This window comes from Coprobacter tertius (genome assembly GCF_024330105.1).
Lineage (GTDB): Bacteria > Bacteroidota > Bacteroidia > Bacteroidales > Coprobacteraceae > Coprobacter > Coprobacter tertius.
The window spans coordinates 50,018-65,400 of the sequence record NZ_JANDHW010000006.1 but is presented as its reverse complement, the minus strand read 5'-3'; the positions used below and the strand labels follow the sequence as shown (position 1 = coordinate 65,400).

The window sequence follows — 15,383 nt, the reverse complement described above, 5'->3', positions numbered from 1 at the left end:
GACCTGAAAACAAGAAAGAAATGAGTACAATATTAATTACGGGGGCTAACGGTCAGTTAGGATACGAAATACGTTTACAGTCTGTAAATAAAACTTCTCATAAATTTATATTTACGGATATCGAAGATCTCGATATTACCGATGCTATTGCCGTTTCTCGTTTTGTTACCGATAAAAGTATCGATTTTATTGTAAATTGTGCTGCTTATACTGCTGTTGATAAAGCTGAAGATGATCTTGAACTTTGTCATAGGATAAATGCTTTTGCCGTAAAAAATTTAGCTCAGGCAGCACGGCAGATCGGAGCGAAAATGATACATATTTCTACCGATTATGTATATAGTGGAACAAATTATAAACCTTATTTGGAAGAGGATCTTACAGGTCCCCGTTCGGTATATGGAAAAACAAAACTTGAAGGGGAGAAACTCTTGTTTGAAACATGTGAAGATTCTCTTGTTCTGCGTACCTCTTGGTTATATTCTCCTTATGGTAATAATTTTGTAAAAACGATGATGAGGCTTGGAGCGGAACGAAATGAACTGTCTGTTGTAGCAGACCAGATCGGTTCTCCTACTTATGCAGCTGATCTTGCCGGTGTTATTCTGAGCATCATTGATAGTCGAAAATTTGTACCCGGTATTTATAATTATTCCAATGAAGGAATATGCAGTTGGTATGATTTTGCTAAGACGATTCATCGTATGTCAGGTATCGATACGTGTAATGTTGTGCCTATTGCGGGGGCTGATTATAAAGCTAAAGCGGAGCGCCCGTTTTACAGTGTAATGAATAAGAAAAAAATAAAAAATATTTATGGAGTGGAGATTCCCTGGTGGGAAGATAGTCTCTTAAAATGTATCCGAATTTTAATGAAATAACCCTATATATACAGTGAGTACTTTAACTGAAGAAATTAACAAAAGAAGAACATTTGCGATTATCAGTCATCCTGATGCGGGAAAAACGACCTTGACGGAAAAATTGTTGCTTTTCGGAGGAGCTATACATGTTGCTGGAGCTGTAAAGTCGAATAAGATTAAAAAAACGGCTACATCTGACTGGATGGAAATCGAAAAACAAAGAGGAATTTCGGTTGCTACATCAGTCATGGGATTTAATTATGGCGATTATAAGATAAATATCTTGGATACCCCCGGGCATCAGGATTTTGCCGAAGATACTTACCGTACTCTTACAGCGGTAGATAGTGTTATCATTGTTATAGATGCGGCGAAAGGCGTAGAGATGCAAACCCGAAAACTCATGGAAGTTTGTCGTATGCGGAAAACTCCCGTTATTGTGTTTATCAATAAGATGGACCGTGAAGGAAAAGATCCGTTCGATCTTCTCGATGAGGTAGAGGCCGAGCTTCAGATATCTGTGCGTCCTTTAAGTTGGCCTATAAATATAGGACAACGATTTAAAGGGGTATATAATATTTTTGAGGAAAATCTTAATTTATACACTCCCAGTAAACAGGTTGTAACCGAATCGGTAGAATTTAAGGATATAAATAATCCAGAACTCGAACGTTATATAGGAGAAGATGATGCTAAGAAATTAAGGAACGATTTGGAATTGATCGAAGGAGTTTATTCCGATTTTAGTGTCGATGATTATTTACAGGGTAATTTAGCTCCGGTATTTTTCGGATCGGCGTTAAATAATTTCGGGGTAAAAGAATTACTCGATTGTTTTGTGCAGATTGCACCTGTTCCACGCCCGGTACAAGCTTTGGAAAGGGTTGTTAAGCCCGAAGAAGAGAACTTTTCGGGATTTGTATTCAAGATACATGCCAATATGGATCCTAACCATCGTAGTTGTATCGCATTTGTTAAGATATGTTCGGGGAAATTCGAACGGAATGCCAATTATAAACACGTGCGGAATGGTAAAATGATGCGATTTTCCAGTCCGACGGCTTTTATGGCACAAAAAAAATCGACGGTGGACGAAGCATATCCCGGAGATATCGTCGGATTACCTGATACGGGTAATTTTAAAATTGGAGATACGCTAACGGGTGGGGAAGAATTGCATTTTAAAGGATTACCGAGTTTTTCTCCCGAGATGTTTAAATATATTGAGAATACCGATCCTATGAAAACAAAACAGTTGAATAAGGGCCTCGACCAGTTGATGGATGAGGGGGTAGCCCAATTGTTTTCGCATCAGTTTAACGGTCGCAAGATCGTTGGTACGGTAGGCCAGTTACAGTTCGAAGTAATACAATACAGACTATTGCATGAATATGGTGCTCAGTGTCGATGGGAACCGATAAGTCTTTATAAGGCCTGTTGGATTGAAAGTGACGATACAGAAGCGCTGGAGAATTTCAAACGGAGGAAATTTCAGTTTATGGCTAAAGATAAAGAAAATCGGGATGTATTTTTAGCTGATTCTAATTATGTATTGCAAATGGCGCAAAGTGATTTCCCCAAAATAAAATTCCATTTTACGTCGGAATTCTAAACTAATGTATATATCACGGTCGGAAACTCCGGCCGTATGTTTTTTCAATATTGGCAGATGATATGGAGAATCTTAATCCCCTGATATCGGATCTGGCGTTAATTTTAATCTTAGCCGGAATAATTTCTTTACTATTTAAGTGGTTAAAACAACCAGTAGTTTTGGGGTATATAGTCGCCGGATTTTTAGCAGGTCCCCATTTCGTTTTTTTTCCTACGATAACCGATGCTGCCGATATCGATATATGGGCGAATATCGGGATAATCATTTTGCTTTTTTCATTGGGTTTGGAATTTAGTTTCCGTAAATTGTTGAATGTGGGAGGTTCGGCTTTTATAACGGCTTCAGTAATTGTGTGCGGAATGATGATGTTAGGATATGCGACAGGACGTTTGTTGCATTTTTCATATCTCGATAGTTTATTTTTAGGAGGTATGCTTTCGATGTCATCGACGACCATTATTATAAAGGCATTTACCGATCTGAATATGAGAAAACAGAAATTTACTTCTCTTGTATTCGGAGTACTTATCGTAGAAGATATGTTTGCCGTTTTGATGATGGTATTGTTATCATCTATAGCCGTAAATCATGATCTTGAAGGAAAGGAATTGATATACAGTGTTTTTAAATTGGCTTTTTTTCTTATTATGTGGTTTCTTATCGGAATATTTATGTTACCGACAATTTTGAAAAAAGCCAGGAAATTTCTGAATTCCGAAACATTGCTTATCGTATCTATGGGACTATGTTTAGGAATGGTCGTTTTAGCTTCTTATGTGGGGTTCTCAGCTGCTTTAGGAGCCTTTGTCATGGGATCGATATTAGCGGGTACGAATGAGGCGGAACGCATTTCTAAAGTCGTTCAACCGGTTAAGGATTTATTTGGTGCAGTGTTTTTTATATCAGTGGGAATGCTGGTTAGCCCTGAAGCATTGGTAGAGTATGCAGTTCCTATTGTCATTTTGTCGGCAGTCGTAATAGTCGGCCAGATATTTTTCGGAACAAGCGGTATGCTTATTTCAGGACAATCGTTGCAAGTAGCTGTTAAATCAGGTTTTAGCCTTGCACAAATCGGGGAATTTGCTTTTATTATCGCCACCTTGGGGATGACACTGAAGGTGATCGATAGTTTTTTATATCCGATTGTCGTTGCGGTTTCGGTTGTAACGACTTTTACAACTCCGTATTTTATAAAAATGGCCGACCCTGTATATCGTTGGCTCGAGAGACATTTACCCGAACGGATGAATTTGATACTTTCGCGCTATAGTGCGAATGCTATGGCTATACAGCCCGAAAATACATGGAAAAAGGTATTGGGTATGTATGTGGGTAAGATTGCCTTGTATTCTACGATTCTGATCGCATTGATAATATTGTCAAAAAAATGGTTTATTCCTATGGTAAATGATCATTTACCGACTTTTTGGGGAACTCTTTTAGCTACTGTTATATCTTTAATGACGATGTCGCCGTTTTTATGGGGCCTTTCGATGAAAAGGGTAAAACGAGACCTGTTGGATCAATTAAAAAGAGAAGACAGGGGAAATCAGATGCCATTGATAATTATGATTATCTTCCGTATTATATTGGGAGTCGGATTTGTTGCCTATTTCCTGAGTGGTATATATTCTCAGCGATTGGGTATTATAATCGTCGTATCGGTGTTTATATTGTTGTTTATTATATTTTCCAAAAAAGTGCAGAGACAGGTGTCGCGTATGGAAGATATGTTTATGAATAACTTGAACGAACGTGAATTGAGGCGTACGGGTAAAAAAAATAGTCTGATACGGAATATGCATCTGGCTCATATGGAAGTATCCGGAGATTGCAAATTTGTAGGAAAACGGCTTCGGGATGCCAATATTAGAAAAGAATACGGGGTGAATGTCGTAAGTATCAAACGGGGAAATAAACGGATGAATATACCCGATGGTGAAAGTCGTATTTTCCCGGGGGATGTGGTAAGTGTCATTGGAACTGACGACCAGATACAAAAGTTCCTTACGGTTGTAGAACCTCCTGTTCCTGAAGATGAACCGGAAGCAGAATCGGTAAAAGTATCTTTTGAAAGTTTTGCAATAGCTTCTGATTCTTATCTGATCGGTAAAACAGTAAGTGAGTCTGGAATTCGAGATAAGGAATCTTGTCTTTTAGTAGGGATAGAACGTAAAGACGGAACTTTTATTCAACCTACCGGACAAACGGTTTTTGAAGCAGGAGATCTTTTATGGATTGTCGGAGAGGATGCTAAAATTGATAAGATAATGAATGGTCCTGACTTGGCAGATTGATTCATTATGATTATTTTTGTCCAAAATAAAAACCAATAAACATATATAACCTGATGCAGGAAAAGATTATCATTCTTGATTTCGGTTCACAATATACGCAGTTGATTGCTCGTAGAGTACGAGAGTTGAACACGTATTGTGAAATAGTTCCTTTTAATAAGTTTCCTGAGGATAGAGATGGCATTAAAGGCGTGATTTTGTCCGGAAGCCCTTTCTCGGTGAATGATCCGAACGCTCTTTATACCGATCTTTCGGGTATAAGAGGAAAATATCCGGTACTGGGAGTTTGTTATGGTGCTCAATTTCTGGCACATACTTCCGGGGGTAAAGTCGAATCGGCCGATAGCCGGGAGTATGGTCGTGCCCAACTTAAATGGCATGACGAGGACGACACTCTTTTTAAAGGAGTAAGGAACAACTCTACCGTATGGATGTCGCACGGCGATACGATTACTTCAGTACCCGATTCTTTTAAATTGGTTGCCAGTACCGATGAGGTACGTGTCGCGGGTTTTAAGATAGAAGGGGAAAAAACTTGGGGAGTGCAATTTCATCCGGAAGTATATCACAGCGAAGACGGGAAGATATTACTTAATAATTTTGTTAAAGATGTATGTGGTTGTGCACAGGATTGGACTCCGGCTTCTTTTATCGAAAGTACCGTAGCTATGTTGAAAGAAAAAATAGGTAATGATAAAGTCGTACTTGCATTATCGGGTGGAGTAGATTCTACGGTAGCTGCCGTTTTGTTGAATAAAGCGATCGGTCGTAACCTTGTTTGTATATTTGTAGATAATGGCCTTTTACGTAAAAATGAATTTGAAAATGTGCTGAAAAATTATGAGCACATGGGATTAAACGTACTAGGAATAGATGCTAAGGATAAATTTTATAAAGCTCTTGCCGGAGTTACCGAACCTGAGAAAAAACGTAAGATCATAGGAAAAGGATTTATTGAGGTTTTCGATGAGGAAGCGCGTAAACTCAAAGATATAAAATGGCTGGCTCAGGGTACGATATACCCTGATGTAATAGAGTCTCTGTCGATTACCGGTATGGTGATAAAATCGCATCACAATGTCGGTGGTTTACCGCAGAAGATGAATTTGAAACTGGTAGAACCTTTGCGACTGTTATTTAAAGATGAGGTACGTCGTGTAGGTAGAGAATTGAAAATTACTGAAGACCTTATCGGACGACATCCCTTCCCGGGACCTGGTTTGGGTGTACGTATTTTAGGCGATATTACTCCCGAAAAAGTGCGTGTTTTGCAAGAAGCCGACCATATTTTTATACAAGGGCTTATAGATACGGGTCTTTACAAGGAGGTATGGCAGGCGGGTGCTATCTTACTTCCGGTACAATCGGTTGGAGTGATGGGGGATGAGCGTACTTATGAAAATGCAGTCGCATTGCGAGCTGTCCTTTCTACCGATGGTATGACGGCCGACTGGGCCAAATTACCTTATGATTTTTTGGGTAAGGTTTCTAACGATATAATCAACAAAGTGCGGGGGGTAAATCGCGTTGTGTATGATATCAGTTCTAAACCCCCTGCCACGATCGAGTGGGAATAATGTCGATACGTAAATATGACGGCTGCTTTTTATGAGGCAGCCGTTTTTATGTATAAATAGGAAAATACTGATAAATAAAAGGCACGGGAGTGTCTTTTTTTGTGAAAGCATTAAACTATTCTTCTTTTTGGGATGTTATTTCGAAACTATAATAAGTTATAGTTCGAGATGTATGTTTAACCGAAAAGATGAAAAGATGAAAAAACGTGTTTTGATATTAATGCTTCTTATGGGAAGTTTGTATCCTGGTTTTACAAAAGCACAAGAGGATACGACGGTTGAAAAAGGAGCATTTATTTGTATTCTGGGAAAAGACCATAAAGGAAATGATGAAATTATCGGCTTGTTTAAAGAAACGCAGCTTCCTCATTTTCAGGATCCTCGTGCTCCCCGTTTTTTATTAATAGACCAGAAAAGAAAAGTGGCTCTCGGTATTGGAGGATATGTGAAAATGACGGTTTCTTCTGATTTTAAAGGCATCTCTGACGATCTTGACTTTATTCCTTACGATATTTCGGTTCCCAATAATCACCGAGATAACGGACAATATCAGATGGACGTATTTACTTCTCGTTTATTTTTAAAATTGGTAGGGAATAATCATGCATTAGGTAAATACACGGCTTACTTAGAAACTGATTTCCGCGGTCCTCATCATACCCTCCGTCTCAGGCAGGCATATGTTTCGATGAAGGGATTTTTGTTGGGAATGTCGTGGAGTACTTTTTCCGATCTGGCAGCTTTGCCTCCTACGATAGACTTTAATGGGCCGAATGGCAATACGGATCTTAGGAATGTACAGCTCAGATATGAATTTTCGATGGGAAAACATTGGAAAGCGGCTGTTGCAGCTGAAGCTCCTGATGTAACCGGTACATTTTCTGATGAAACGTCTCAAATACATCAACGTATGCCTGATATACCTATGTGGATTCAATTTAATTGGGGGAAAAACAGTCATATAAGAGCTTCAGGGTTATTACGTGGATTGTCGTATCGGAATGATCTGTTGGAGAAAAATAAGATGAAAATGGGTTGGGGTGTGCAATTAAGTGGATTAGCCGGCTTAGGACCTTTGACATTTTTTTATCAGGGAACCTATGGAAAGGGAATCGCACAATATATAAGCGATGTTTCCGGAAATAATTTAGATCTTGTTCCTAATACTGAAAGGCCCGGGCAATTACAGCCGATGCCTGTTTTGGGTGTGGTAGGGGGGCTTCAGTGGACTATTTCTCCCAAATTCTTTGTTTCTGCAAACTATAGCCTTGCTCACGCCTATTATGAAAAAGGGTTTACCGTACCCGATGGCTATAGGCAAGGACAGTACATATGTACGAATGCTTTTATGAACTTGACTAAAGAATGTATGCTGGGAGTCGAATATCTGCATGGTATTCGTGAAGATTTAAATAAAGAAAAAGGTCATGCTAATCGTATACAGGCTATGATACAGTATAACTTTTAAATAAAGGTTATTTTATCCCTGGTTCTTGTTATTAACTTATAACCCCGATTGTCTTATTTCAACTTTTTGTGATCGGTGGTGTTATATAGAATAAAGCTTATTATAAAACTTAATTAATGAGAGAATCTATGAAACGTAAATTTTTATTATTGTTTGCTGTCCTCTTTTTGAGTGCAGCGGCTGTATCGGCTCAAGAAAACAGAATGTACTGGGGGCCGAAAATAGGGTTGAATATTGCTTCGATCACAAAATCGAGTTTTTCATCTTGGAGAGGCGGTGCTAATGTCGGGCTTTTTGCGATGTACCGTTATAACGATTTCTGGGGAGCAGAAGTAGATTTGATGTTTTCGCAGATGGGTGCGAATTACGCTGATGGAAATATGAGGGTAAACTACCTTACGTTGCCCATCATGGGTAAAGTATATTTGTACCGTAATCTCAATTTGCAGTTAGGGCCGCAAATAGGGGTGAAAGTGTATGATAATGTACATGTATATGGAGAAGGAAATAATCGGGATACAAAAGCCTTCAATAGTTTCGAAGTTGGTTTTGTGGTCGGTTTGGGTTATGAATTTAATTTTGGTCTTGTAACCGATATCCGATATGGAATAGGATTTACGAATTCTCTGAAAAACAGTTATGCGATGGGAGATAATTGTAAGAACCAGATGTTCCAACTTTCGGTGGGGTGGAAATTCTGATATGGGATTTAGGATTGTCGGCCACAGGATATATATTCTGTGGCCGACAATTTTTTTATATAGGTACAACATAATCTTTTTGCTTCTCCGATTATCGGTTTTCTTCACTATATTTTGTAACTTTGCGACAGTAAAAAATAAAACCTATGCCAGATACCGTTACACAATTCGAGCATGTTATAGGCCTTTGTCGCGACTTGTATGCTAAAAAATTGCAAGATTATGGGCCTTCGTGGCGTATTATGCGTCCGAGATCGGTTACAGATCAGATATTTATAAAAACTAATCGGATAAGATGTCTTGAGACCAAAGGTGAATCGAAAATAGATGAAGGAATACGTTCCGAATTTATTGCTATCGTTAATTATGGCATTATAGGTCTTATACAGCTTGAAAAAGGATATTCCGATTGTGAGGATATTACGATAGAAGAAGCTCTCGATCTGTATGATAAATATATGACGATTACAAAAGAATTGATGTATGCCAAAAACCATGATTATGACGAGGCATGGCGCAGTATGCGTATCAGTTCTTATACCGATCTCATTTTAATGAAAATTTACCGGACCAAACAAATTGAGAATAATCAAGGTAAAACCATTGTTTCAGAGGGCATCGATGCCAATTATATGGATATGATAAACTATTCGCTTTTCGGATTGATTAAAATCGAATATGGAGAATAAAACCGAACAGACCGTTAAAACGACGGATAAAAATAATAAATGGTGGCTTACGTTACTTATTGTCTTGGCAAGGATGACGGTAGGTGCTACGTTTGTCTTTTCCGGGTTTGTGAAGGCCATCGATCCGATGGGAACGGTTTATAAATTCGAGGATTATTTTTCGGCTTTCGGATGGGAGTTTTTGGCTCCACTCGCACTTTTATTCGCTGTCGTACTGGCTGCTTTCGAATTTTTGCTTGGAGTAAATATGTTCCTGGGTTCTTATCGTAAACTTACCTCGTGGTTGATATTACTTGTTATGTCATTTATGACACCGTTTACCCTTTATCTTGCCATAAAGAATCCGGTAAGCGATTGCGGATGTTTCGGAGATGCTTTAGTGATAACGAACTGGGAGACTTTTTTTAAAAATATCGTTCTACTCTTGTTATCGGTATTTTTATTCCGTTTCAATGAGCGGGTACGTGGTATATACAATAAACCGGTACAATGGGTAACCGTTATATTCATTCTTGCATTTGTTTTGTCGGTAACTTGGGTCGGTTATAATCGGTTGCCGTTACTCGATTTCAGGCCTTATAAAAATGGTGTGAATATTCCGAAAGAAATGGTGACGGCAGGTAAGTCTCATACAGGTGAAGATAATTTCGTTTTTATATATGAGAAAGATGGAATAAAAAAAGAATTTTCGATTGATGATTATCCTTCCGATGACTCGACTTGGACATTTGTTGACCGTGTGGAAAAAGTATCGGTTGAAAATTTAGAACCGAAAATTAAAGATTTTAATATATCGTCGCCCGAAGGAGATATGACAACCGATATTCTGGCCGATACGAATTATGTTTTTCTAATGTTTTCTGCTGATATTAATAAGGCGGATGATAGTGAAATAGATCGAATTAACGATATATATGATTATGCGCAGGCTCATGGATACGGTTTTTATTGTGTAACTTCATCTTCGATGAAAGATATAAAACGCTGGCAAGATGATACCGGAGCCGAATATCCGTTCCTTTATATGGATGAAATCGCTATAAAAACCATTATAAGGGCAAATCCCGGAATGCTGTTGTTGAAGGACGGTACTATATATTGGAAACTTAGTGAAACGGAATTACCGGATGAGTCGGATCTTACTGCACCGTTAAATGAATTGGTGTGGGGAAAACAGAGAACTTATAATGCCGAATTACGTATTTGGTATATTTCATTGGCTTTTTTGGTTCCTATGTTATTGTTATTGCTGACTGAAAAAACGGTTGCGGCGATTATTATTAATTTAAAAAATTGGCGGGCACGAAGACGGGCACGGAGAGAAGCCAAGAAAGCATTCCGGAAATTAGAATCTGAGGATGACAGCTTGCGTACGGGTGAACAAAACGATAAATAACTATTTTTATAACACATATAATATTAATTATGAGAAAGAACATTGTTGCAGGAAACTGGAAAATGAACAAGACACTTCAGGAAGGTCTTGAATTGGCAAAAGGAATCGATAAAGCTTTGGCCGGGAAAAATCCCAATTGTGATGTGATTATCGGTACTCCGTTTATTCATCTTGCCAGTGTCGTAGAAGCTATAGATACGAAAAAAATAGGTGTAGCCGCTGAAAACTGTGCCGATAAGGCATCAGGGGCTTATACCGGAGAAGTTTCTGCCGAAATGGTTGCTTCTACAGGTGCAAAATATGTGATATTAGGTCATTCGGAACGTCGGGCTTATTATCATGAAACTCCCGAAATACTGAAAGAGAAAGTAAAATTGGCTTTAGCAAATGGTCTTACTCCTATTTTTTGTATTGGTGAGGTTTTGGAAGAAAGAGAATCCGGAAAACATTTTGAGGTTGTAAAATCACAAATCGAGCATTCTTTATTCGATCTTTCAGCTGAAGATTTCGGTAAAATTATTCTTGCATACGAGCCTGTTTGGGCAATCGGTACCGGCAAAACAGCTACGGCCGAACAAGCTCAGGAAATGCATGCGTTTATTCGTAAAACACTTGCTGATAAATACGGTAAAGAAGTTGCGGATAACTGCTCTATACTTTATGGTGGAAGTTGCAATCCTTCAAATGCTAAAGAATTATTCTCGAATACCGATGTTGACGGCGGTCTCATTGGCGGTGCATCACTGAAAGTAGATACTTTCACTGCTATCATCGATGCATTTTAATGAATTAAAATAAAGATAAAAGGCTGCAAAAGTAAGAGAGTTTTCTTATTTTTGCAGCCTTACTGATTAATATGAGCGAATAATGAAAAAGGCCGTATTTTTAATTCCGATATTTTGCGGATTATTTATCCCATCCGTATTTTCGATGCAAACAGCAGTTGCCGATACGTCTATCGTGCAACATCTTACCCGAATAGGAGAAGAGGGGAGGGTACGCATTTTTCAGGATGCGCGTCTGGCAAGTAAACTCAGCCGTAACGCTACTGCGTTTAAGTCTTCGGGAACATTTGTGGGGGAGAATGGTTTACCTTCGTCTTATGTAACAGTAAGTGGTTATCGTATTCAAGTATTTTCAGATAACAACCAGCGTAAATCAAAAGATGAAGCAACTCGTAAAGCAAGTCTTATTCGTAGTTCGGTTCCTGATATAGAGACATATGTGACTTATACTTCTCCTTTTTGGCGTTTGCGGGTTGGAGATTTCAGAACATTTGAAGAAGCGAATGCGAGGATGCGGGATCTAAAAACTGCATTTCCTGAGTTTGCAAAAGAGATGCGTATTGTACGAGAAACTGTACGTATTCCACAGTATGAACCTCTTGATTAAAATATAACGTTATGGAAGAAAGCAATGATAGTCTCACTCCCGAGAAATTGAAAATACGGGAACAATTGGCTTATCATTATAAATGTATATTATCGCTTTTGGGAGAAGATGTCGATCGTGAAGGGCTGATTAAAACTCCCGAACGAGTAGCGAAAGCGATGCAGTTTTTGACTAAAGGGTATGAGCAATCTCCTCAGCAGATTATTTCTTCGGCAATGTTTCGCGAAGATTACCGTCAGATGGTTATTGTGAAAGATATCGATTTTTATTCTTTGTGTGAACATCATATGTTGCCTTTTTTCGGGAAAGCTCATGTTGCCTATATTCCCGATAAATATATTACAGGATTAAGTAAGATTGCACGTATTGTCGAAGTTTATGCCCGTCGTCTTCAGGTGCAGGAACGTATGACGTTGCAAATTAAAGAATGTTTACAGCAAACCTTAAATCCGCTTGGAGTTATGGTTGTAATCGAAGCTCAACATATGTGTATGCAGATGCGTGGTGTCGAAAAACAGCATTCTACAACTACGACGTCTGATTTTACCGGAGCATTTAGGGATCTTAAAACGCGGGAAGAATTTATTTCTCTGATAAAAAAAGGTTCTTTATAAGGGGGCTGTAAAAATTTTGTTCTGTTAAATTATTAACAGCCAAAACATAAGAAAACAATGGTTTGCAAAGGTGAAAAAAATTAGGTAAAGCATTTGCACAACTCAAAATATCGGTTTATATTTGCACTCGCAAATGCGAAAGTAGCTCAGTTGGTAGAGCATAACCTTGCCAAGGTTAGGGTCGCGGGTTCGAGTCCCGTCTTTCGCTCAAAACTTTTTCAGAGGAGGGGTTTTATTTTGTAACGTACTGTGAAATGCGAAAGTAGCTCAGTTGGTAGAGCATAACCTTGCCAAGGTTAGGGTCGCGGGTTCGAGTCCCGTCTTTCGCTCTACGATATCTATTTTGGATAGATGGGCCCAAATGGCGGAATTGGTAGACGCGCTAGTTTCAGGGACTAGTGTTCATTACGAACGTGCAGGTTCGAGTCCTGTTTTGGGCACGCTTCAAAAACAAAGATGTCCGGGTGGTGAAATTGGTAGACACGCTACTTTGAGGGGGTAGTGATCATTACGATCGTGTGAGTTCGAATCTCATCCCGGACACAACTAAAAGGGGACTGTAAGATATTACAGTCCCCTTTTTAATATAATTTTGTTAAAGAAACACCTGTTTTATAATAGTAACAGGTGTTTTTTTATAAGATCATCGGGTTATTTTTTATTGGTAGATTCTGGTTTTAGCCAATGATCGAGCCAACGGAAAAATACACGTTGCCATAAAACTGCATTTTGAGGTTGGGCGACCCAATGGTTTTCGTCTGGGAAGATGAGCAGCTCGGCCGGAATACCGCGTAGCATAGCGGCATCATACGCAGCCATACCTTGAGATGCGAGTATACGGTAATCGCGTTCGCCATGGCTAACCAGAATAGGAGTATCCCATTTATCGACGAATTTATGTGGCGAATTGGCATATGAGCGTTGAGCGACGGGATTATTTTTGTCCCAAAACGGACCTCCTAAATCCCAGTTGGCAAACCACATTTCTTCCGTTTCTACGTATTGTTGTTCGGTATTGAAAATTCCGGCGTGGGCGATAAAAGCTTTAAATCTTTTATTATGATGTCCTGCCAGCCAGTAAACCGAATATCCGCCGAAACTGGCTCCGACGGCTCCCAGGTGGTCGGCATCTACGTAACGTTCTTGTTTTACGGTATCTATGGCCGAGAAATAATCGAGCATGCATTGTCCTCCGTAATCACCGCTGATTTGTTCGAGCCATTCCTGTCCGAATCCATATAATCCTCTACGATTGGGAGCTACTACGATATATCCGTTAGCTGCCATAATTTGCAGGTTCCATCGGTACGACCAAAATTGAGTTACGGGACTTTGAGGTCCTCCTTGGCAATAAAGCAAAGTAGGATATTTTTTATTAGGATCGAAATGAGGTGGGTAAACGATCCAGGTAAGCATTTTTTTGTTATCGGTTGTTCCTATCCATCTTCCTTCTACTTTACCCATATTCAGCTTTTCAAGAATCTCTTTATTCTCGAATGATAATTCACTGACTTTTTTTTCGGGAATATTTATCGAATAAATTTCGTCAGGCATCGATAAAGAGTGGCGCTGGGTAATCAGGAGATCATTTGAAACCGGACAAATAGAGGCATAGTCATAATCACCCTCGGTAACAAGGGTAATTTGTTTTGTTATACGGTCGATACGGAAGATTTGTTCGGTTCCTTTATAAGCACAGATAAAAAACAGGGTATTATTATCTGTTCCCCATTGTAATACATCGAGACTATAATCGAATTTATCGGTGAGATATTGTTTTTCTCCCGTAGTAAGATTCATTACAAACAGCCGGTTTTTATCTGATTCGTATCCATCGCGTTCCATACTCATCCATGCCATATAGCGGCCATCGGGAGATATCCTCGGATTAGTATCGTATCCCATCATTCCTTCGGTAAGATTTTTATCGGTTTTAGATTCGATGTCGTATAAATAAATATCGGAATTTGTAGATAATGCATAAGCTTTTCCGGTTTTTTTACGACAAGTATATGCTATTTTTTTGCTATCGCTTGTCCAGGCGAAATCTTCTATTCCTCCGAAAGGTTTCATCGGGGCTTCATAAGGTTGTCCCTCGAGAATATCCGAAATATTCATAATTTCTTTTCCATTGAAATCGGCTATGAAAGGATGTGGAATTTCTTCTACCCATTCATCCCAGTGTTTATACATCAGATCGTCGATGATACGTCCTGTTGCTTTGGGAAGATCGGGATAAACATCTACAGATCTTTTGCCATATTTGACATTTTGTATAAATACGATCTTTTTGCCATCTGGAGATACAGAGAACCCGTCGATCCCTTTTCCCATATCGGTTATTTGTTTGCGATTACTTCCATCGGCGTTCATAATCCAGATTTGAGAGCTTCCGCTTTCCGATGTCAGAAATGCAATTTGTTCTCCTCCATTCAACCATACGGCATTTTGTTCCGATTTTGATGTGTGCGTGATTTGTTGTTTGTCGCTTCCATCGACATTCATAACAAATAATTCACGATTGCTTTTGTTTTCGGGAACACTTACGTACGTAACACCGAAAAGTATTTTCTGCTTGTCGGGAGATAATTCTGCACCGCTCACTCGTCCGAAGCTCATTAAGACTTCGGGAGTCATGAGTCCGTTTATAATTTCGGGATTATTTTTCCCGATTATCTCATCGGTTCCTTTTCCGGGTGTCTGGCAGGCAGACAATGCAATAACTCCGGCCATAATACATTTGTTTATTAATTGTTTCATTCTGGTATGAT

12 protein-coding genes and 4 tRNA genes are annotated in these 15,383 nt (G+C 39.1%); 15 read left to right on the top strand and 1 reads right to left on the bottom strand.

What is annotated here, in order from left to right; translation table 11 throughout:
* Nucleotides 1-20 precede the first annotated feature (20 nt).
* From rfbD to NMU02_RS07355, 15 genes are all read left to right on the top strand, one after another.
* Entirely contained in the window at nucleotides 21-881 is an 861-nt protein-coding gene (gene rfbD / locus NMU02_RS07425; protein ID WP_255027042.1) for a dTDP-4-dehydrorhamnose reductase, read from the top strand.
* A 13-nt stretch (nucleotides 882-894) separates the two neighbouring features.
* Nucleotides 895-2,475, top strand: coding sequence for a peptide chain release factor 3 (locus NMU02_RS07420; protein WP_255027041.1), 1,581 nt, complete (start codon nucleotides 895-897; stop codon nucleotides 2,473-2,475).
* Between the two features lie 62 nt (nucleotides 2,476-2,537).
* The gene (locus NMU02_RS07415; RefSeq protein ID WP_255027040.1) at nucleotides 2,538-4,775 is read left to right on the top strand and encodes a monovalent cation:proton antiporter family protein; all 2,238 of its coding nucleotides are present in this window, start codon (nucleotides 2,538-2,540) and stop codon (nucleotides 4,773-4,775) included.
* A 53-nt stretch (nucleotides 4,776-4,828) separates the two neighbouring features.
* Nucleotides 4,829-6,352 (top strand): glutamine-hydrolyzing GMP synthase, encoded by a 1,524-nt coding sequence (guaA, locus tag NMU02_RS07410; protein WP_255027039.1) that lies wholly within the window; start codon nucleotides 4,829-4,831, stop codon nucleotides 6,350-6,352.
* Between the two features lie 196 nt (nucleotides 6,353-6,548).
* Nucleotides 6,549-7,820, top strand: coding sequence for a DcaP family trimeric outer membrane transporter (locus NMU02_RS07405; protein ID WP_255027033.1), 1,272 nt, complete (start codon nucleotides 6,549-6,551; stop codon nucleotides 7,818-7,820).
* Nucleotides 7,821-7,948: 128 nt separating this feature from the next.
* Nucleotides 7,949-8,521: a porin family protein gene (locus tag NMU02_RS07400; protein WP_255027031.1), complete on the top strand. Its 573-nt coding sequence runs from the start codon at nucleotides 7,949-7,951 to the stop codon at nucleotides 8,519-8,521.
* A gap of 146 nt (nucleotides 8,522-8,667) precedes the next feature.
* Nucleotides 8,668-9,210, top strand: a complete 543-nt coding sequence (locus NMU02_RS07395; RefSeq protein WP_255027030.1) for a DUF1599 domain-containing protein — start codon at nucleotides 8,668-8,670, stop codon at nucleotides 9,208-9,210.
* Nucleotides 9,200-10,606: a BT_3928 family protein gene (locus tag NMU02_RS07390; protein WP_255027028.1), complete on the top strand. Its 1,407-nt coding sequence runs from the start codon at nucleotides 9,200-9,202 to the stop codon at nucleotides 10,604-10,606. The genes NMU02_RS07395 and NMU02_RS07390 overlap by 11 nt, the downstream gene beginning before the upstream one ends.
* A 29-nt stretch (nucleotides 10,607-10,635) precedes the next feature.
* On the top strand, nucleotides 10,636-11,391 hold the full coding sequence (gene tpiA / locus NMU02_RS07385) for a triose-phosphate isomerase (protein WP_255027025.1): 756 nt from the start codon (nucleotides 10,636-10,638) through the stop codon (nucleotides 11,389-11,391).
* A gap of 82 nt (nucleotides 11,392-11,473) precedes the next feature.
* The gene (locus NMU02_RS07380; protein WP_255027024.1) at nucleotides 11,474-11,998 is read left to right on the top strand and encodes an SPOR domain-containing protein; all 525 of its coding nucleotides are present in this window, start codon (nucleotides 11,474-11,476) and stop codon (nucleotides 11,996-11,998) included.
* An 11-nt stretch (nucleotides 11,999-12,009) separates the two neighbouring features.
* Nucleotides 12,010-12,612 (top strand): GTP cyclohydrolase I FolE, encoded by a 603-nt coding sequence (folE, locus tag NMU02_RS07375; RefSeq protein ID WP_255027023.1) that lies wholly within the window; start codon nucleotides 12,010-12,012, stop codon nucleotides 12,610-12,612.
* Nucleotides 12,613-12,747: 135 nt separating this feature from the next.
* A tRNA-Gly gene (locus tag NMU02_RS07370) sits at nucleotides 12,748-12,820 on the top strand.
* Nucleotides 12,821-12,868: 48 nt separating this feature from the next.
* Nucleotides 12,869-12,941: transfer RNA gene (locus NMU02_RS07365), tRNA-Gly, on the top strand.
* Nucleotides 12,942-12,967: 26 nt separating this feature from the next.
* A tRNA-Leu gene (locus NMU02_RS07360) sits at nucleotides 12,968-13,052 on the top strand.
* Between the two features lie 18 nt (nucleotides 13,053-13,070).
* Nucleotides 13,071-13,155 (top strand) — tRNA-Leu (locus NMU02_RS07355).
* A gap of 108 nt (nucleotides 13,156-13,263) precedes the next feature.
* Here the strand turns inward: NMU02_RS07355 and dpp5 are convergent.
* Nucleotides 13,264-15,372 (bottom strand): dipeptidyl-peptidase Dpp5, encoded by a 2,109-nt coding sequence (dpp5, locus tag NMU02_RS07350; RefSeq protein WP_435522026.1) that lies wholly within the window; start codon nucleotides 15,370-15,372, stop codon nucleotides 13,264-13,266.
* Nucleotides 15,373-15,383 lie beyond the last annotated feature (11 nt).